Raw genomic sequence first — 17,878 nt, 5'->3', positions numbered from 1 at the left:
CGCCGAAGGCAGGCCGCGTCAGTGGGCCACGATGGGAAGGCGAATCGTGGCGCGCAGTCCGCCTTCGGGGCGGTTCCTGAGGTCGAGCGTGCCGCCCTCCAGCCGGACCGCCTTGCGCACGATCGGCAGGCCCAGGCCCATGCCGGCGGTGTCGCGGGCGCGCGCGGTGTCCAGCCGGACGAAAGGCTGGAGTGCGTCCGTGATGCGCTCTTCCGGGATGCCCGGGCCGTCGTCGTCCACGGTGATCTCGGCCGCTCCGCCGTCGCGCCGCAGACCGACGCGGACGTTGCCGCCATAGTGGAGCGCGTTCTCGATCAGATTGGACAGCGCGCGGCGGATGGAGACAGGGCGGGCCATAATTTCCAGGCTCGGAAGGCCGGAATAAGTCGCATCGGCGCCGCGATCCGCGGCGGTGTCGACCAGGGTTTCGGCCATGATCGCCAGGTCGATGCGCTCGGCCGGGATCTGGGTGCCGCCGGTATCGACATAGGCCTGGATCGAATCGAGCAGCATTCGCATCTCGTCGATGTCATGGTTGATGCCATCGCGCACCACGGGGTCCACGTCGCCGTCGTCCAGCCGCAGGCGCATGCGGGCGAGCGGCGTCTTGAGGTCGTGGCCGATGGCCAGCATCGTGTGCGTACGATCGAGCAGCGACTGGTGGATGCGCTCCTGCATCTCGTTCATCGCGCGGATCAGTTCCCGCATTTCGTCGGGGCCGCGCTCCGGCACGAGGCGGGGCGGGCCGGCACCGAAGTTGCGGGTGGCGCGGATCAGGGAGCGCAGCGGGTGCAGCGCGGCGCGCAGCAGCAGCCAGGCGAGCGAAATGAGCAGGAGCGTCGGCAGGACCAGGCTGGCGAAACGGCCGATGCTGAGTTTCCAGGCGGAGCGGGCATGGGTGCGGAAATCGAGGACGGCGCCATCGGCCAGCCGCAGAGAGCCGCCGATATTGCCGTCTCTCGGGATCGATTCCAGATGCAGTTCGAGATCGCTGTGGGCCAGTTCCGGCGCCATCTCGATCACTTGCGCGCGCAAGTTTGCAAGGCCCAGCGAGCCGCGATAGCGCTTGCCCTGCTCGTTCAGTCTCAGCGAAAACTGCGCCGTGCTGAGCGCGGAAGTCACGATCTGGCGATCGTCGGTCTTTGCATGGTCGATGGCGCGGCTTGCCAGCACCAGGTTTTCGGCGATGCGCTGGGCGTCGTCCCGGCGCAGTTCGAACGTATTGGCGCGTTCGAACAGCACCGTGTTGCAGATCACGTCGATGACGAAGACCAGCAGCAGGACGGCGATCAGTCGCTCGGGCAGGCCGAAGCGCCGGAACAGACGAAACCGGCGCAAGGACATCAGGCGCGCGTGACCTCGGCCTTGAACATGTAGCCGACGCCGCGAACCGTGACGATGGGCGATTCCCCGCCCTCGGCCTGAAGCTTGCGGCGCAGGCGGCTGACGAGCACGTCCACGCTGCGATCCGAGCTGTCGCCCAGGCGCGAGCGCGAAAGTTCGATCAGGCGCTCGCGGCCCAGAACGCGCTGCGGATAGGCGAGAAAGGTGGCGAGCAGGTCGAACTCGGCGCCGGTCAGGTCGACCATGGCCCCGGTGGGCGAGCGCAGTTCGCGGCGGGCCATGGAAAGGTTCCAGCCTTCGAAGCGTATCGATTCCGGCGTGCGTCCGTCGGCAACGGTCTCGCTTCCGGTGAAATCTGCCGTGGCTGGATTGTTGCCGCCGCGGCGCAGCACCGCGCTGACGCGGGCAGCGAGTTCGCGGGTGCTGAAGGGCTTGGCGAGGTAGTCGTCCGCGCCCAGTTCCAGTCCGAGCACGCGATCTTCCTCGCTGCCGCGGGCGCTGATGAAGATCACCGGGATGTCGCATTCGCGGCGCAGACGGCGGAACAGGTCGAAGCCGCTGGTGCCGGGAAGCATGATGTCGAGCACGACCAGGCTCACCGGCCCTTCGCGCAGGGTCACCCACATTTCCGCGCCGGTTGCGGCGGTGAGCACGTTGAAGCCGGTCTGGCGCAGGGCCCGCGCGGTCAGCGTGCGCAGAGGACCATCGTCCTCCACCAACAGGATCGTCGGAGTGGGCATCGGACCTTCGTCGAGATGGCGATAGATGGGGGCTGTTGTGTTGCTCATCGTCTCTTCATGCACAGATGTAGTTTTTCACGCGCCGCTTTGCAAACGACGCCCGCGATTTGCCGGCAATGCGGCAAGGCCCGGCGGCGGCAGGATGGGCCGCAACCGCCGGGCTGCGGGGGGCTATCGGGTGCGAGGGGCTTCCGCTCTGGCCAGTGCCGGCGCGGCTGTCTTCGCTTCGGCCTGGGCATTGTGGTGACGGCAGGCGCGACCCTTCGAGGGGTCGGGATGGCAGACGGCGCGGGGCTTGGCCTTGTTCGTGGAAGGCTTCGCCGGTGCGGCGACCGCGGTGTGGCCCTTGAGGTGCGCAACCGTGTTGTTGGCAAGCGCGGCGCCAGGCAGGGCAAGGGCGCAAGCGGCGGCAATGGCGATGAGGGTGGATTTCATGTCGATCGGGTCTCCAAGCTGTTGGAGCCGAATCTGGTCATGCCAGGTGTCTTGCTTTGTGCGCGATTGTTACGAAAGGTTTCTGACGGGAAATAGTTCGAAACCATCGAGCAAGGTTCCGGCAATGGCGGTCCGCGCGATCAGGTTCCGCGTGTAAGGCACTGCGCGCGCACTGTACGCGCAAACTCGGCGCAGTTCCAGAGGGCCTGGTCCGCAGCGCCGGGGCGGCGGACGAAAGTGAAGGAAATGGCGTCCACCGAACCACCGGGCAGGGGGAGGGCCTGGGCGCGGCGGGCAGGGTCGGTCCAACCGATGAAACGGCATTCCTCCAGCCCTTCGCAGCGCCGTTCGGCCAGTTCCGGGAAAGTGCCGGGCGCATTGGCGGGCAAAGTGACGAGGAACAGGCCGGGATCGGGTGCCGCCCATGCGGTTTCGGGCATCGAGGGTTCGGGCGCTATGACGTCCGATACGGCCGGGGCCGTGCCAGCGGGCAATTGGCCGAGATGGGCGGCGGAAAGCTGCGCCAGTTGCGCGATGCGGGGTTCGCCTCCGGCATAGTGGCGAATGAAAGCGGCGGCCTTGCCGGCGGCTCCCGGCCAACCGAAGAACAAGTGGCTTTTGACGACGGCCAGCTTCTCCATGGTCCGGTCCCACGACGGGCTGACCCAGTCGGTATGGTAATGCGTGGCCTTGCCTACCCCGATTTCGACCCGGCCCAGCAGCATTTCGCCCGCCGTCTCGCGCGCTCTGCGCCAGTCGGCAGCCGAAGGGCGGCGGCGCGTGAGCGATCCGTCGCAAGTGAACGTGAACTGGCAGCCCGTCGCCCGCTCCGCCCCCGCAAAGACGACGCCGCAAATGGTGGCCGGAAAGGCCGCATGGCGCACGCGGTTGAGCACCACTTGCGCCACGGCGCGCTGGTCCGCAGGCTCCCGCCCCGCTTCGTAGTAGTCGGCGGCGGCAAGGCAGTCGATCGCTCTGGCCCGGTCCTCTGCACCTGCATCGAGATGGAAGGGCCGCGCCGGCGCCAGAAACCCTGTTGCAAGCGGTGCGGCGGCATTGATCGCGCGGGCCAGCGCGGCGGCCTTTGGCGCGCCGGAGGGCGGGGGCAGCGTCTCCGGAGCGACAGCGCGCGCCACCGGCAGGCTGCGTCCGGAACCGTGACTTGCCGGAGCCAGCATGACCGCCACGCCGAGCAGCAGGGCACCCGGCCGCATCACGAAACGCGGCCGGGCGTCATGCGTTCTGGTTGGCGGCGGCGGGGTGGGCCGAATCCACCAGCCTCACCGCCTCCTCCACCGGGGCGCGGCACGATCCGCTGAACGTCCGCGTCGCTCGAAGCAGGGCGCCGGACATGACCAGCACTTCTTCCGGCAGGGGATGGCTGATGAAATGGACCGGGCTGGCGGTCAGCCCGTATGCGCCGCTGTTGTGGACGGCCAACAGGTCGCCCTCTTCCAGCCGGGGCAGTTCGATGTTGCCGGCAAGGCGGTCGATCGAGGTGCAGAGGGGGCCGACCACATCCACCGGCTCGACCGCGTCCTCATCGCTCCCCCCGATCCGGTGCATCAGGTAGTTTCGCCGCACGACCATGCCGAAATGGCCCGAAGCGGGCAGGTGATTGTTCATCCCGCCGTCGCAAATGGCGATGCGTCTCCCGCGCGAGAGCTTGGTAGAGACCACGCGGGTGACGAAAAAGCCCGCTTCGGAGACGAGATAGCGGCCGAGTTCCAGCACCATTCTGGTGCGGGCAAATCGCGGATTTTCCCGCAGCACGGCCAGTTCGTGAAGGAGCGGTTCGGCTACTGCGGAAAGATCCAGAGGCGTGTCTCCTTCGTGATAGGGCACGCCCAGCCCGGAGCCCATGACCAGCATCTCGGGAATGACCGCATGAGCCGCGCAGAGCTGGCTGAATATCGCGATCAGGTGCCGATATGTTTCCGCAATGGCATCGGCTTTCAGGCACTGCGTTCCGGCATAGATGTGGAAGCCCGCAAGGTGCAGGCCCGGCAGGGTCTGGACTTCCTCCACGGCGGCGTCTGCATCCTCGATGTCTATGCCGAAGGGCGTGGGGCGGCCGGCCATCTGGTCTCCGAAGCCCTTGGGAAGGCTGTCGGGCGAGATCCGCAGCAGCACCGGTTGCACACGCGCCGCCTGCCGTGCGATCCGGTCGGCAAGCCGTGCTTCCCGCAGGGATTCGATCACGAGGTGGCCGACGCCGGCGCGGATTGCGTCGCGGATCTCGGTCTCGCGCTTGCCCGGCCCCGTGAAGCTCAGAAGTGCGGGGTTCCATCCTGCCTCCTGCGCCAGATGCAGTTCTCCGATCGAAGAGATGTCGAGCAGATCGATCCCGCCGGAGAGCCACGCCAGCAGCGTCGGGTTGGGATTGGCCTTGACCGCGTAGCTCAGTTCCAGCCTGTCTCCGAAATGGGCGCGCAGAAGGGCGATGCGCTGTTCGATCCGCTCGCTGAAATAGACGAAGCACGGCGTGCCGAAACGTTCGGCCGCCTGCTCCAGAAGCCCGTCTTCGCCGTCTGGCGTCATGCCGCCAGCTTCCTCGCGAAATCGAGAATGCGAGTGGCGGTATCGAAGTTCTCCAGCGTCACGTCCTCGGCGCGGATCTCGGTGCCGGTCTCGCGTTCAACGAACATGATCAGATTGAGCATGGCCACGGAATCGAGCGTGCCGCTGGAGAACAGCGGGGTTTCGGCATCGACTTCGCCATGGAGCGCTGCGAACTCCTCGATGCTGCGGATCAGGCTGTCTTCGGTCAGGGCCATGACGGGGAGGTCCTCTTGAACGGGATGCTCAGCGAGCGGGATGAAGGCTGGAAGTGTCGCTGCAGCCGCGAATGACGTCGGGACGGGAGAGCTTGCCGCTGGCCGTGCGCGGCATGGGTTCCGGCCAGACGTGGATGCGCTGCGGTACCATGTAGGCGGGCATCGCTGCCCGGCAGTGCGCCAGCAGCGCCTCGCGGCTCGCCTCGCCCAACAACGTCACCGCGACCTGTACCGACTGGCCGAGCATGTCGTCCTGGACCCCGAAGGCGACGACATCGGCGGCAAGGCCGCTGCGATAGACCAGGTCTTCCACTTCGTCGGGACTGACGCGGTAGCCGCTGGTCTTGATCAGCGCATCGTTGCGGGAGACGAACCACAAGTCGCCGTCCTCGTCGATGCGCACGATGTCTCCGCTATAGACCACCGGCTCGTCGCCGATCCGGTCGCGCAGTTCGGGGCAGGGGCGGATCTTCTCCGCCGTCGCTTCGGGGCGGTTCCAATAGCCCTGGCTGACCAGCGGGCCGCGGTGGACGAGTTCGCCTTGCTCGCCGGGACGCGCGACGCCCTCGCCATGGCGGATGACGAAGACTTCGGCGCCGGGGATCGCCTGTCCGATCGAACCCATCTTGGCGGCGAAGCGATCAGGAGCAAGGTAAGTCGAACGGAACGCCTCCGTCAGGCCATACATCAGGAAAATCCGTGCCTTGGCGAAGATACCTGGCATACGTTCCAGAGTGCTCAGCGGGATCTTTCCGCCCGAGTTGGTGATGAAGCGCAGGCTCGGCAGCGGCGTGGGCGCGCTGGCCAGCAGGCGCACGATCTGGATCCACAGCGGCGGCACGGCCGCCAGGCCGGTGACTTCGTGGCGAAGGATGGCACGCACGATCTCGCTCGCCATGGCCACGCCTTGATGAACCACGCTGCCACCCACCAGCATCATCGTCGTCAGCTGGTTGAAGCCGTAATCGAAGCTGTAGGGCAGCACGCTGAGCAGCCGATCGCTTTCGTCAAGCTCCAGGTATTCGGCAACCGAACGCGCACCTGCCAGGACATTGGCGTGGCTGAGCATGACGCCCTTGGGTTTGCCGGTGGAGCCGGACGTGTAGATGATCGCCGCCAGGTCGTCGGCGCGCCGGGGCAAGGCCTCGAAAGGGAGCGCCGGCAGGTCGGAAAGGCAGGGAAGGCTCTCCAGCCCGCGCGCAGCCGACACCGGCAGGAGGCGGGCGGGGTCGATCCCCTCGGCGGCCAGGATCCGGGCCATGGCCGGCTCGACGATCAGGAGACAGGCGCCGCAGTCTTCTGCGACGAAACGGACCTGCTCGGCCGTCCAGGCCGTGCTGATGTCGACGAGCACGGCGCCTGCCCGCGTCACGCCGAGCAGGGTGGAGACCTCGGCGATGCCCTTACGCACCTGGACCAGCACGCGGTCTCCTGCGCCGACGCCGCGCGCTGTGAGATGGGCGCCGATCGCCCCGGCCAGGGCGTCGACTTCGCCGTATGTCGCCTGGCGGCCGGCATCGATGAGGAAGGTCTTGCCGGACCGCTGCGGCAGATTGGCCGCGAAAAGTTCGTGGAGCGTGTTCGCGCTCATCGCAGCGGCCCCAGTCGCGGATAGATGCGCGCGGGCGATCCGACGACGATGGAGTCCGAGGGTACGTCCGTGGTGACGGCGGTGTTGGCGGCGATCCGCACCCGGTCTCCCACGCGAATGGCGCCGAGCACGGTGGAATTGACGCCGATGAACACGTCGTCCCCGATCACCGGCGCGCCTTCGCGCATGTTGGAGCCGATGGTGACATTGTGCATCACGCCCAGCCGGTCGCCGATCACCGATTCCGGGTGGATCGAGAGCGAACCCTCGTTGTTGACGATGTGGAAGTCCCGCCCCAGCGTGGTGGCGGGCGGTATCCAGATCTTGGTGAGGTTCGCCACGAAGACGTGGGCAAAGCCGTACGTCCTGGAGACCAGAACGCGGCCGAGTGGATTGCGCAGGCTGCGGCCCCAGCGGCCGTAGCGGTAAAGGCTCAGCGCGATGAAGGCACCGCTCGTCAGCGTGCCGCCATGCCGCCGATAGTCCGCTTTCAACGTGGACCAGCCCCCCGGAGCGGCTGCAGCGGGCAGGCGCGGCACGGTGCCGTCAGACGAGGTCGAGCGTGCGCTCGATCTCGTCGATGTGCGCTGTGAAAGCATGGTTGGTTCCTTCCCCGACGACCAGCGCGTAGTCCTGCCCCTGCCGGTCGGTCAGCAGCTTGAGCGCCGCGACCGCGCGCAGCGGCGGTTGAATGACAAAGGCGCAGCCATCGGGCGGCATCATCGCCAGGCCGTGGACCAGATGGCTTCCCTCCACCCCCATGACGACTTTGGCGCCGCCGCAGGCCCGGACGATCTCTTCGAGACCGGCGTGGCTGGGATCGAGCACCTGAAAGCCGCGCCGTCTGGCAAGGGTTTCGGCAATTTCGCTCTCGTTCGTCAGGAACCGTGCATCGCCGCTGCGCCCGCGCAGCAGGAATACGCCGGGGTGCCGTTCGATCGGTCCGCGAATAAGCCGCTGCCGCATGGCCTCGGCCCGCAATCGCTTGTTCTCGTTGTGGGCCGCATCGTCGAACAGCACCAGTTCGCGGAAGAACGCCGATGGGCCCCTGACCGGCAGCATGTCCAGCGCGCGTTCGTAGTCGGGGACATGGCCGCTGGACCCATGGGTGGTGAAGGGAATGCCGGCGTTCTCTGCCAGGCGGTAGGTCAGGCAATCGTCGCTGAGCCAGTTTCCGAACCAGCGATTGCCGAGCCAGGATTCGAACAGGGCCATGCGCGTTTCCTCGCGCGGGGCGCGGGCGACAGGCAGGAACCGCGAACGCCGCTGCAAGTGCCGGAGCGTGCCCCCGGCATAGAGCACGCCGTCGTGAAGCAGCGCGTTCTTCAGCCGGTAACCGATGGTGGCGGACTGCTTGGCTTCGAAGTCGCCCTTGAACTGGCGCACCACCTCGCTGATCGAGGCGAACTCGCTGCCCGCAATGCGCTCGAACTGGCCGGGCAGCACTTTCGCGCGCTTTACCTCCGTGCAGGAGCCCGGCGCCACCTGCCAGCGCTCGACGGCGGCCTGGGCGATGTCGGGGCGCGGTTGCCGCAGCAGTCTGGCAGCGAGCGCCATGGCCGGGCGCAGCGACAAGGCCTGCGGCGGCGCGGGGCGCGGGGCTTCCACGGTCAGGGGCCTGAAGAGGCCGGCGTTCATGACGGGGCCAATTCGCAAGAGCCCTGCTTGCGGGAAGGAGACAGCAGCAGGGGGCAGGATAGTGGCAAGGCATGTCTCCGCAAACTCTGCGCAAGTTCGCATGTCGTGCCCTTCCGGCGCATCCGGGCGATGGGGTTCCCACGCCCCACAGGTCAAATTCCATTGTGAAAACTCGCAATGCCGCGAGGCCCGGGGCTCGGCCATAGTCGCGGCATGACGGAGATTGCGGAACAGGTGGCCCCGAGGGCGTTCGCCTTTCGGGAGCGCGGAACCGGCGGCGCGGCGCCAAGCGCCGAGCGTGTCCCTGCACGGGAGACGGTGGCGGACGATCACCTGAAAGTGGCCTATTTCACCAACGTCTACCCCAAGATCAGCCACAGCTTCATCAAGACAGAGATCGAGGCGCTGGAACGCCGCGGCTTCGTGGTCAGCCGCTTCACGGTTCGCCGGTCGGGCGAGCGCTTCGAGGATGTGTCGGATCGGATCGAGGCCGCCTGCACCCATGCCCTGCTGGAGCATCGCGCCGCACTGGTGCTGGCGGCAATCTCCGCCTGCGTGGTCCGGCCGGGTGCCGCCATGGGTGCGCTCGCGCTGGCCTGGCGAACTGCGGGAGCCGGCGGGCGACGGAAGGCTCTTGCTTATTTCGCCGAGGCCGCCCTGCTGGCGCAGCGGCTGACGCGCCGGGGTATAAGCCATGTCCATGCGCATTTCGGCACCAACCCGGCGGCAGTGGCGCGACTGGCGGCAAGGCTGGCCCCGATCACGTACAGCTTCACCGTTCACGGCCCGGACGAGTTCGACGATCCTCGCGGGCTGGATTTACGAGGCAAGATTGACGAGGCGGCTTTCGTGGCCGGTGTTTCCAGCTTCGGACGCGGGCAACTGATGCGCTGGGCTTCGCCGGGCGATTGGCAGCGCCTTCATGTCGTGCGCTGCGCTCCCTCTCCATCGTTCGTCCCGGCGTCCGAAACCGGGGCTTCTCCGGTTGAGTTTCCGCCGGCGCCGCATTTGCTCTGCGTGGCGCGGCTCAGCGCGCAGAAGGGCTTGCCCTTGCTGATCGAGGCGATGGAACGGGTCGCGGCGCATCGCGCGGTCACGCTCGATGTGATCGGCGACGGCGAGGACCGCGCCGCGATAGAGCGCCAGATCGTGCGAGCCGGGCTGGAGCGCTGCGTCCGGCTGCTTGGCTGGGCCACGCCAGAGGCGATCCGCGCCGCCTTGCAGCAGGCTCGGGCGCTGGTGCTGCCGAGTTTTGCGGAAGGCCTTCCCGTCGTGCTGATGGAGGCGATGGCCAGCGGGCGCCCGGTCATTACCACCGCGATCGCGGGTATCCCCGAGTTGGTGGACGAGCGCGTGGGGTGGCTGGTTCCGTCCGGTTCCTCCGATGCCATGGCCGCCGCGATCGAGGCCGCGCTCGATGCATCGCCGCGAGAACTGGCCGCCATGGGCGAACGCGGGCGCCGGCGCGTGCTGGAACGGCATGATCCCGGCCGCAGCGCCCAGCAGCTTGCCGACCTGCTTGCGCCGCTCGTGCAGGCAAAGTCAGGTTGCAGTCGGGGGTCAGCCCAGATTCGACAGGATTGAGGACAGGATGTCGCCGCCCGTGCGCATGGCCAGGAACGTGGCGAAGCGCCGTGTCGACCCGCTTTCCTCGAAAAGGCGGTCGTAAAGCGCGATCCAGCTGCGCAGGACGCTGGGCCAGTCGTAGCCTACGGTTTCCGCCTTGTGCCGGGCCTTGATGGAGAGTGTCTCGGCGAAGTCCGGATCGCGGGCGAGGCGGGTCATGGCGGTTGCCAGGCCCTTGACGATCGCTTCCTCGCTTTCGGGTGGGATCAGAATGCCGGTCTGGGCATCGAGCAGCATCTGCGGCCCGCCCCAGTCCACGCAAACCGCGGGGAGCCCCAGCATCATCGCTTCCTGGATGACCGTGCCGCTCGCTTCCGCCAGGGTTGGGAACAGGAAGCCGCGAAACTGGCGCAGATGCGCGAAAAGGGCCTCCCGGTCGGTGCTGTAGGGTTTGAAGACGAGCCGCGAGGAGACGCCCTGGCGCAAGGCGAGTTCGCGAAGCCTGCGGCTTTCGGGGCCGTCTCCGATCACTTCCAGTTTTGCCTGCGGCACCCTGGCCAGCGCACGGATCACCAGATCGCAGGCTTTGTAGCGTACCAGCCTGCCCAGGAACACGAAGTTCCAGTTCTGGCTCTGGTGCACGATGCGGCGATGGTCGCGCAGGCGCGGATCGACGCCGCTGTTGATGACCGCGACCATCCGGTCCCTGCGGCATCCGCCCAGCTCCAGCGTGCGGGCAGTGCGTTCGCCGCCCGAGACGAACAGGCGTGCCTGCAGTTTGCCGCGAAACAGCAGGCGGCTCGATAGCTGCACCGGCCGCGTCAGCATGGCGCCCAGCCGTTTGGCCCAGCTCTCTCGGAACATCAGGGTGGGAGGATGAAGGATACTGCCGTTGAGCGGGCCGATCACCACCGGCGCGCCGCGAATGGGGAAGCTGATGCCGCTGGGCGCGATCGGGGCGGTGAAGTGGACGATCCAGGGCTGCACCCTGTCCACCTCGCGCTGGACGGCGCGATGCAGCAGCCAGCTATCCACCAGCCCGAGCAGCCAGTGCAGCCGGTAGCGATCGAGGCCGCGCTGCAGCGGCCCGTCCTTCACATAGACCACGCCGCTGTCGATGCCGTAGGCCGTCAACTCCCCTCGCACGCGGGCATGCGTGACCTGGGTCACGTCCAAGCCCAGTTCGCGGTAGCCCAGGAAGACCGACAGGGCCTTGAGCGCTTCGCCGCCCATCCGCCGGGACAAGTTGGGAGAGGCAAGGACGATGCGGGGGCATTCGCATGGCGCGTCCGGCTGCGGCATCGTCATGAGTGCAGGGCCCGTGTTCACAGACTGGCGGGCGGGATCAGCTTGAGCAGCGGCGGCAGACGGCGGCGCCAGAGCGCTGCGCGCCGCTGCCGCTCCGGCAGACGGCGCACCATCCACTCGATGTCCGCGCGGGAAAGGCCGGTCCGCTCACAAAGAAACGGGTGGCGCGGCGGGTCGGCGAAGTAGCTGTAGAACAGGGCGGCGCGATCGCGTGAGATGGCCGGCTTGCCGCGGTGGAAATAGCGAGCCGTGTCGCAGAAGACCACGGTGCCGCGCGGGCCTTCACAGCTCACTACATCGGCTTCATAGCCCGCGCCAAGGCGCTGCTCCAGTTCACGGTCGTCGGACAGGGCATAGGTGAAACCCTTAAGGTCGTCCTGCAGGGTATCGGGCCGCGAGATCTGCTGGAAGGGCCCGCCCGCGTCATCGACGGCATGGAGATAGACGGCCACTTTCAACATGCGCCGGTCCTCCCAGTCGCGGTGCCACTTGCGGGTTGAGACTGCCCTGCCGTCGGCGACCGTGTAATTGATGGCGACGCCGTCGTAGGCGGCCGGCAGGCCCAGGTAGGCTTCGGCAATGTCCAGCAGGCGGTCCTGAAGGCCCCATCGGAAGATCATGGCGCTCCGCACGATCTTTTCCGGCGGCACGATGATGAAGGAACGGCCCTCACGAGAGAGGGCACGGGCGGAATCCGCAAAGTCCTCCGCCAGCGCCGCGGCGCGCGACAGCACGGCCTCTCCCCCCGGAATGCCGAGCGCGCCAAGCGTGGTGACGTGGATTCCCCGCGTGTCGAGGTCTTCGACGATCCCTGCGTCGGGCAGTGACAGCGGGGGCAGGGAGGCGCGGTGGCGCAGGACGGTGGTGTCGTAGCGATGGCCGAGCCAGTTGCGGACGTGGCGCTGGTTGAACAGCTTCAGCGTCGTGCGCGCGGGCAGGTCGCGCAGCCATTGACTGTCCTTGAGGCCGATCATGGCGCGTCTCCCCGGCGCATGGACGCCTGAACCCGAAAGCCATGTCGCGGCGACAAGGAACCGGCGCGGGCGATGGTCATGTCCGCTTCCGTCCGGTTGCGGGCGCCGTCCTGCCGGACATCTCGCGGTCCGGGCCGCGACCGGCGGGATAGCCGTATTCATTGCGCCGCGTGGGCTGAGAAAGGGACATGTTGAGGATCGAACCGATGATTGGCGTGCCGCCCAGCGCGCCGGTCACTTCGCGCACGCCGCTCTTTCGACTCCGGCCCTCCTGCGCGACCAGAAGCACGCCGTCGATGTTGCGGGCGATGTGGACGAGGTCGTCGCCAATCAGCGCCGGGGGCGTGTCGATGATGCAGATCGCCTCTTCCGCCTCGGCGGCGATGTGCCGCAAGGCATGGGCAAGGCGCGGGGAGGCCAGGAGTTGCTCGGCGCTCGGGTGAGCGCGGCGGACGCGGTGGACGGCTAGGTCGACCCCGTCGATGCGGGTCGCCGTGTCGCTCCAGGCAGCTTCTCCTGCCAGGTAGTCGTCGATCCCCGGCCCGGCGCCCGCCAGCCCGAGGCGCGCGCCGAGGGTGGGGCGGCGCAAGTCCAGTTCGACCAGTATGGTCGGCCGCACGCGGCTGAGTACGGCCGCGAGGTTCGTCGCGACATGGGTCTTGCCGTTCCCCGCCTCGATCGAGGTGATGGCGAAAGTGCGATGCCCGGTCGCCTCGACATGGGCCAGCAGCGTGGAACGGATCATGAAGAAGGGATAGAGCTGCTCGCTCATCTGCCCGAAACCGCAGATGCGGTTCTCTGCAAGGTGCCGCGGATCGAGCAGTGCCGGGGCCTCGTCCGGAATGCCGGCCGTTCGCAGCAGCGGCGGGATACCGGGCTCGGCGTTCATCGGTTCACCTCCGTGGAGAGGCCGGGCAGATAGGCGCGCAGCCTTGTGAGGGTCTCGTCCGCCAGACGCGAGAAGCGGCTCTCCTCGGTCACCAGCGGCACGACGCCGAAGGAGGGCACCTGCATGGTCCGCGCCAATGTATCGGCGCCGTGGATGGTGCCGCTCAGCAGTTCGAAGCCCAGGATCATGCAAAGGCCCACTGCGGCCCCGCCGGCAATGCCCAGGGCCAGGAGTATCGCCGGTTTCAGCCCCAGCGGTTGCAGCGGCAGGCTGGGCTGGTCGACCACGGTAAAGCGCTCGCCCTTGTCTTCCGACTGGAGGTTGGCCGCGACTTGCGCCTCCAGCTGCTTTTCACGCAGGGAATCGTACTGGCGCTTGATGTTGTCGTACTCGCGCTCGATCATGTTGAGTTCGTAGGCGGCCTGCGGGGCCTGCGCGGCGCGCTGGTCGAGATCGGCCATGGTGTGCACCAGATCGGCCCGCCGGCTGGCAAGCACGCCGATCCGTTGCCGTCCGGCGGCGATTTCGGTTTCGATGAGGTTGGTTCCGGCCGGGGGCAGGTGCGATTGCAAGGCCTTCTGCCGCTCCAGTTCGGCCCGAGCCGCCACGACGTCCGGGAAGACATCGGAATGGACCGCGAGCAGCTGCGCCAGCCGGTCCTCTGCCCGGCGCACACCGTCGGCGCCGCTGGGCGGGGCCTGTCGAAGCTCCTGCTGGCGGGCGGCGAGCAGGCCGTTCTGCTGGACCAGCCCTTGCGTTTCCGCATCCGTGCGCGAGACTTCGGCGCGCAGGGCCGAACTGGACTGCGCGCTGAGGGCCACGCTGCTGGGCAGGGCGCCGGCATAATGCGCCTCCACGCTGCGCCGCTTGTCCTCAAGGTCCCGCAGCTGCCGTCGCAGTTCCTCCGAGCGGCTCTCCAGGAACGAGGCCGTTCCCGTCGCCTGTTCGGTGCGGAAGCGCTTGTCCTCGACCAGGAACATGCGCGTGAGCTGCTCGGTGACGTTGCGCGCCTTGAGCGCGTCGGGGTATTTGAAAGAGAGCGTGAAAGCGATCGTGCTGCCGCCGCCGCGTGCCTGGTCGGCGCCGACCAGATCGACGCCGATGTCGCCGCGCATCACGTCCAACAGGCCGGGGAAATCGATGCGGGTGCGCTTGTCGGGATAGAGGTCGTTGCTGCGGATGAGCCCGGCCAGGCTGTCGCGGCTGACGATCTGCTGGCGGATCTTCGCGATCCGCTCGTCCGCGATATCGGTCAGCGGCGAGGCGATGAGGCTGGTGGGGATCTGCGGGGAATCGATCAGCAGCGTTGCCGCCGACTGGTAGACCGGCTTGCGCAAGGCCACGGCAATGCCCGCGGCCAGAAGACCCAGCACGATCGGCGCGATCATCCAGCGCCAGCGCCGGCGGAACATCGCCAGGATCTCGCGCGGGTAGATGCCGATGCTGTCGGGATCGACGCCAAGCACTGAAAGGGCCTGGTCGCTGCTTCGTGCAGGTGCCGGGCCTCGTGAAGGCGAGGGTGAGGGCCGGTTCATGGCCGGGGTATCCGGTAGAGCAGCCCGGTGCGGAACGTCAGCGAGTTCAGCCTGATGTCGCTCAGTCCCGTCCTTTGCTGAAATTCCGCGCCGCCATAAAGCAAAAACTGTCCGTCCAGCCGGTGCTCGTAGCGGGAGGTGAGGCTGAGGACTTCGATGTCCGGCAGGTTGCCGGCCGGGCCGCCGCTTTGGGGAGAACGGCGATATTCCCCGCGCGCGATGAGCCGCCCTCGCTCGCTGCTGCGCCAGTCCAGGCTGGTCGCGGCGGAGACTTCGCGCTGGATGCCGCCGAAGCTGCTGACCACCGAGGCGACGGCGGCGGAAGCGCAGAAGCGGATATGTCCCGGCTCGTGGCAAAGGCTGCCGTTCCCAGAGAATTGCACCGGCCCGCTCTCGCGCCCGCTGCCCGGCGTGAGGCGCGAGAGCCGGGTTACGCCGATCTCTATCTCGGCATTCCAGGCACGGGGAAAGCGCCGGATCGCCTTGGCCTGGACGGCCCAGGCGTGCGGATCGCCGCCGCTGCTCGAGCGGCTCGACGTGATCTGTCCGCCCAGGCCGAGCGTGGTGGCGGCATCGATCCGGTTATCCGCGCCGAAGTCGAGCGAAACGGCGTCGGTCGGCGTCAGCAGCAGGGAGCCGCGCGGATCGATGCGGCTCCAGCCCAGCCTGGCATTCAGTGCGGTGCGGGCGTCGGTATGGACGGTCACGCCTTGGGCCACCTCGTAGCGGTCCTGAAGGCTGACCGGGTCGATCGCGCTGTCGAGGCTGGAGGCCACGGCCTCCACCGGCAGGACACGCTCGAAGGAAAGTTCGGTGCGCAGCGACAGGTATTCGTTGCGGCGGTGGACCAGCGCCAGTTCGGCGCTGCCGGTCAGGAAATTTCCGTATTCGCGCGTATATTGGCGATAGGCCAGCGAACCGCCGGTCTCGATCCTGGTGCGGAAGTCGAGTGGCCATTCGGCGCTGGCCTTTCCGGCGATCTGCCCGCCCAGGGTGACGGCATCGTCACCGGGCCGCAGGAAGGGATTGCGGGCGGCGAACAGGCTCATGTCGACCTCGATACGGGGCTGGTTCTGCGCCGCAGACCGTGCCGGCAGCATTGCGGCGAGTGCGAGAGCGCCGATCGCGAGAGCAGGAAGCGGACCACGCTGCCGCGCCTTCACGGAATGACGAGGACGTCGCCGCTCGACAGGGTCGGCAGCGGCTTGGCGAGATTGCCGGGATCGAGGCTGCGACCGCCCTTCAGCAGGCGCTGGAGCTGCACGGGTTCCACCACCTGGCCTTGCCCCGTCTGCCGCAGGATCACGGCATGACGGACATCCGCGAACTCGGCGGTGCCCCCGGCCATGCTGAGGGCCTGAAGGACGTTCGGCGCGGTGCCGCTGGTGAAGCTGCCGGGCGTGCGGACTTTGCCCAGGACATAGAAGCGCATGCCCGTCGCCCCGCGCAGCGAGACGGTGACATCGGGCGGCGTCGTGCGATAGTTGAGGGAAATGCGCTCGCGCAGCTCCGCCGCTATGTCGGAGACATTGCGCCCGCTCGCCTTGATCGTACCGGCGAGGGGGAACGCGAAGGTTCCGTCGGGCTGGACCAGCACCTGCCGCTGCATCCGCTCCTCGCCCCACACGAAGACCTCGAGTTCGTCGCCCGCGTTCACGGTATAGCGGGTGGAGGCAGCGGACTGCGGCTGGGCGCCTGCCGCCGATACGGCCGCCGCCGTCACGGCTTCACCGGCCTCCTTGGCCGCAAGGTGACCGCACATGCCCCATGACAGGAGCGCCAGGCATGCGGCGAATGCGCGAAGAATGCGCGCGGCGCGGCGGCCTGACTTTCCGGAACGCATGGACGACGCGCGGGCAAAGGACACGATACCTCCCTGGACGCGGGCTCTCTCCCGCAGTCCGGTCAGGAGGGTATCGGTCGGGCCAAACGCCCGTAATCGTTCGATCGGGGGGCGGGCTTCACGGGTAGGAGAATTCGCCAGTGGCCTCATCGGCGCCTGCATCGACAGGACGGCGGAAGCGGATCGGCAAATGCGGATGGCGGAAAGGGGGACCGGAATCTTCGCAGGCGGATGCACGGTCCCGGTAGCCACAAGAGATCGGCGACCGCCCCTGCGGCATATTCGTCCACGGGGAGAAACACCATGTACCTCGACAAGTTCCACAAGACTTCGGGAGAATTCGCGCCGGCTGACATGCGCGAGCTGGCTGCTCTGGTGGCGGCCACTTCTGCAACTCTGGCAGAGCCTCTTTCGGCACTTGAGCGGCCGGATCCCGGTTCCGTGGAATTTCTCGAACTGGCTTTCACGCGGATCGACATGGCAGGGGCGCTCGACGCCATCGTTTCGCGCCCACCGTCCGCACCGTTCGCTTATGTGGTGACGCCCAATGTCGACCATGTGGTTCGGCTGCAGCGCCGCCGCTCGGACCTCTGGCCCGCTTATCGCGGCGCCTGGATGACACTCTGCGACAGCAGGATCCTGGCGAAGATGGCCAGGGCCGTGGGGCAGGACCTTCCCGTCGTGACCGGCAGCGACCTCACCGCCGCCTTGTTCGACCACCACATCGATCGGAACGACAGGGTCGCGATCCTGGGCGGCAGCGAGGACATGGTGGCCCGGATCGCCGCCCGTTACGGGCTCTGCGATCTGCACCACTACAATCCGCCGATGGGCTTCATCCGTGATCCGCGCGAAGTGACGCGGGCCGTAAGGTTCCTGGCCAACACCAAGGCTCGGTATGTCTTCCTGGCGGTGGGATCGCCGCAGCAGGAGATCATTGCCCGGCGCCTCGCCAGGGCCGGTGCGGCCTGCGGTATCGGCTTCTGCGTGGGAGCGGGACTGGAGTTCCTCACCGGCGACCAGGAACGCGCGCCCCGCCTGATGCAGCAGATGTCTCTGGAGTGGCTCTACCGCCTGGGATCCGATCCGCAGCGCTTGTGGCGGCGCTACCTGATCGATGGGCCGCAGATATTCCGCATCCACCAGACCTGGCGGAGGATGACCCTTGGGCTCCAGAACGCGGCCGGGGGACTGACACCCTGAAACGGACCGCGATCGCGCTGTCGCTATGCGCGGTC

17 protein-coding genes are annotated in these 17,878 nt (G+C 67.6%); 2 read left to right on the top strand and 15 right to left on the bottom strand.

The features are described from left to right. Nucleotides 1-18: 18 nt before the first annotated feature. The 9 genes from ACZ1J6_RS04670 to ACZ1J6_RS04630 all read right to left on the bottom strand — a co-directional run bounded on the left by ACZ1J6_RS04670 (nt 19) and on the right by ACZ1J6_RS04630 (nt 8,525). Nucleotides 19-1,338, bottom strand: coding sequence for an ATP-binding protein (locus ACZ1J6_RS04670; RefSeq protein ID WP_243841167.1), 1,320 nt, complete (start codon nt 1,336-1,338; stop codon nt 19-21). A 5-nt stretch (nt 1,339-1,343) separates the two neighbouring features. Next, complete coding sequence (locus ACZ1J6_RS04665; protein WP_132266225.1) at nt 1,344-2,084, bottom strand: response regulator transcription factor; 741 nt, start codon at nt 2,082-2,084, stop codon at nt 1,344-1,346. Between the two features lie 171 nt (nt 2,085-2,255). Beyond that, complete coding sequence (locus ACZ1J6_RS04660; protein ID WP_465127025.1) at nt 2,256-2,519, bottom strand: hypothetical protein; 264 nt, start codon at nt 2,517-2,519, stop codon at nt 2,256-2,258. Nucleotides 2,520-2,659: 140 nt separating this feature from the next. Further along, nucleotides 2,660-3,733 carry a cell wall hydrolase gene (locus tag ACZ1J6_RS04655; RefSeq protein WP_465127024.1) on the bottom strand — a complete coding sequence of 358 codons (1,074 nt, stop codon included), beginning with the start codon at nt 3,731-3,733 and terminating at the stop codon, nt 2,660-2,662. A gap of 19 nt (nt 3,734-3,752) precedes the next feature. Then, nucleotides 3,753-5,060 (bottom strand): type III PLP-dependent enzyme, encoded by a 1,308-nt coding sequence (locus ACZ1J6_RS04650; RefSeq protein ID WP_465127023.1) that lies wholly within the window; start codon nt 5,058-5,060, stop codon nt 3,753-3,755. Then, complete coding sequence (locus ACZ1J6_RS04645) at nt 5,057-5,296, bottom strand: acyl carrier protein (protein WP_132265778.1); 240 nt, start codon at nt 5,294-5,296, stop codon at nt 5,057-5,059. The genes ACZ1J6_RS04650 and ACZ1J6_RS04645 overlap by 4 nt, the downstream gene beginning before the upstream one ends. A 28-nt stretch (nt 5,297-5,324) precedes the next feature. Next, on the bottom strand, nt 5,325-6,887 hold the full coding sequence (locus tag ACZ1J6_RS04640) for an AMP-binding protein (RefSeq protein WP_465127022.1): 1,563 nt from the start codon (nt 6,885-6,887) through the stop codon (nt 5,325-5,327). Further along, nucleotides 6,884-7,486 (bottom strand): serine acetyltransferase, encoded by a 603-nt coding sequence (locus tag ACZ1J6_RS04635; RefSeq protein WP_134095567.1) that lies wholly within the window; start codon nt 7,484-7,486, stop codon nt 6,884-6,886. Before ACZ1J6_RS04635 ends, ACZ1J6_RS04640 begins: the two co-directional genes overlap by 4 nt. Further along, complete coding sequence (locus tag ACZ1J6_RS04630) at nt 7,434-8,525, bottom strand: glycosyltransferase family 61 protein (protein WP_465127021.1); 1,092 nt, start codon at nt 8,523-8,525, stop codon at nt 7,434-7,436. Before ACZ1J6_RS04630 ends, ACZ1J6_RS04635 begins: the two co-directional genes overlap by 53 nt. A 213-nt stretch (nt 8,526-8,738) precedes the next feature. Between ACZ1J6_RS04630 and ACZ1J6_RS04625 the strand changes: the two genes are divergently transcribed. Next, nucleotides 8,739-10,109, top strand: coding sequence for a glycosyltransferase (locus tag ACZ1J6_RS04625; RefSeq protein ID WP_465127020.1), 1,371 nt, complete (start codon nt 8,739-8,741; stop codon nt 10,107-10,109). Here the strand turns inward: ACZ1J6_RS04625 and ACZ1J6_RS04620 are convergent. The 6 genes from ACZ1J6_RS04620 to ACZ1J6_RS04595 form a co-directional block, all read right to left on the bottom strand. After that, nucleotides 10,086-11,399, bottom strand: a complete 1,314-nt coding sequence (locus ACZ1J6_RS04620; protein WP_465127019.1) for a glycosyltransferase family 4 protein — start codon at nt 11,397-11,399, stop codon at nt 10,086-10,088. The two genes, ACZ1J6_RS04625 and ACZ1J6_RS04620, sit on opposite strands and share 24 nt — an antisense overlap. A gap of 17 nt (nt 11,400-11,416) precedes the next feature. Continuing rightward, nucleotides 11,417-12,373: a hypothetical protein gene (locus ACZ1J6_RS04615; protein ID WP_465127018.1), complete on the bottom strand. Its 957-nt coding sequence runs from the start codon at nt 12,371-12,373 to the stop codon at nt 11,417-11,419. A 76-nt stretch (nt 12,374-12,449) separates the two neighbouring features. Next, complete coding sequence (locus tag ACZ1J6_RS04610) at nt 12,450-13,262, bottom strand: CpsD/CapB family tyrosine-protein kinase (RefSeq protein WP_465127017.1); 813 nt, start codon at nt 13,260-13,262, stop codon at nt 12,450-12,452. Beyond that, entirely contained in the window at nt 13,259-14,797 is a 1,539-nt protein-coding gene (locus tag ACZ1J6_RS04605) for a GumC family protein (RefSeq protein WP_465127016.1), read from the bottom strand. Before ACZ1J6_RS04605 ends, ACZ1J6_RS04610 begins: the two co-directional genes overlap by 4 nt. After that, the gene (locus ACZ1J6_RS04600) at nt 14,794-15,897 is read right to left on the bottom strand and encodes a hypothetical protein (protein ID WP_465127015.1); all 1,104 of its coding nucleotides are present in this window, start codon (nt 15,895-15,897) and stop codon (nt 14,794-14,796) included. Before ACZ1J6_RS04600 ends, ACZ1J6_RS04605 begins: the two co-directional genes overlap by 4 nt. A 59-nt stretch (nt 15,898-15,956) precedes the next feature. Beyond that, nucleotides 15,957-16,640 carry a polysaccharide biosynthesis/export family protein gene (locus tag ACZ1J6_RS04595; RefSeq protein WP_465127014.1) on the bottom strand — a complete coding sequence of 228 codons (684 nt, stop codon included), beginning with the start codon at nt 16,638-16,640 and terminating at the stop codon, nt 15,957-15,959. 303 nt (nt 16,641-16,943) lie between these two features. Between ACZ1J6_RS04595 and ACZ1J6_RS04590 the strand changes: the two genes are divergently transcribed. After that, a complete protein-coding gene (locus tag ACZ1J6_RS04590; protein ID WP_465127013.1) occupies nt 16,944-17,843 on the top strand; it encodes a WecB/TagA/CpsF family glycosyltransferase in 900 nt (299 codons plus the stop codon). Nucleotides 17,844-17,878 lie beyond the last annotated feature (35 nt).

This window comes from Novosphingobium sp. BL-S-21, from assembly GCF_055521655.1.
Note: the sequence above shows the minus strand (reverse complement) of the source record. Positions and strands in the feature narration are given on the sequence as shown.

Coding starts and splice junctions, on each gene's coding strand:
- ACZ1J6_RS04665 (WP_132266225.1), bottom strand. CDS start 2,084: ATGCCCACTCCGACGATCCTGTTGGTGGAGGACGATGGTCCTCTGCGC.
- ACZ1J6_RS04660 (WP_465127025.1), bottom strand. CDS start 2,519: ATGAAATCCACCCTCATCGCCATTGCCGCCGCTTGCGCCCTTGCCCTG.
- ACZ1J6_RS04655 (WP_465127024.1), bottom strand. CDS start 3,733: ATGCGGCCGGGTGCCCTGCTGCTCGGCGTGGCGGTCATGCTGGCTCCG.
- ACZ1J6_RS04650 (WP_465127023.1), bottom strand. CDS start 5,060: ATGACGCCAGACGGCGAAGACGGGCTTCTGGAGCAGGCGGCCGAACGT.
- ACZ1J6_RS04645 (WP_132265778.1), bottom strand. CDS start 5,296: ATGGCCCTGACCGAAGACAGCCTGATCCGCAGCATCGAGGAGTTCGCA.
- ACZ1J6_RS04640 (WP_465127022.1), bottom strand. CDS start 6,887: ATGAGCGCGAACACGCTCCACGAACTTTTCGCGGCCAATCTGCCGCAG.
- ACZ1J6_RS04635 (WP_134095567.1), bottom strand. CDS start 7,486: ATGCTTTCACAGCGCACATCGACGAGATCGAGCGCACGCTCGACCTCG.
- ACZ1J6_RS04630 (WP_465127021.1), bottom strand. CDS start 8,525: ATGAACGCCGGCCTCTTCAGGCCCCTGACCGTGGAAGCCCCGCGCCCC.
- ACZ1J6_RS04625 (WP_465127020.1), top strand. CDS start 8,739: ATGACGGAGATTGCGGAACAGGTGGCCCCGAGGGCGTTCGCCTTTCGG.
- ACZ1J6_RS04620 (WP_465127019.1), bottom strand. CDS start 11,399: ATGACGATGCCGCAGCCGGACGCGCCATGCGAATGCCCCCGCATCGTC.
- ACZ1J6_RS04615 (WP_465127018.1), bottom strand. CDS start 12,373: ATGATCGGCCTCAAGGACAGTCAATGGCTGCGCGACCTGCCCGCGCGC.
- ACZ1J6_RS04610 (WP_465127017.1), bottom strand. CDS start 13,262: ATGAACGCCGAGCCCGGTATCCCGCCGCTGCTGCGAACGGCCGGCATT.
- ACZ1J6_RS04605 (WP_465127016.1), bottom strand. CDS start 14,797: ATGAACCGGCCCTCACCCTCGCCTTCACGAGGCCCGGCACCTGCACGA.
- ACZ1J6_RS04600 (WP_465127015.1), bottom strand. CDS start 15,897: ATGCTGCCGGCACGGTCTGCGGCGCAGAACCAGCCCCGTATCGAGGTC.
- ACZ1J6_RS04595 (WP_465127014.1), bottom strand. CDS start 16,640: ATGCGTTCCGGAAAGTCAGGCCGCCGCGCCGCGCGCATTCTTCGCGCA.
- ACZ1J6_RS04590 (WP_465127013.1), top strand. CDS start 16,944: ATGTACCTCGACAAGTTCCACAAGACTTCGGGAGAATTCGCGCCGGCT.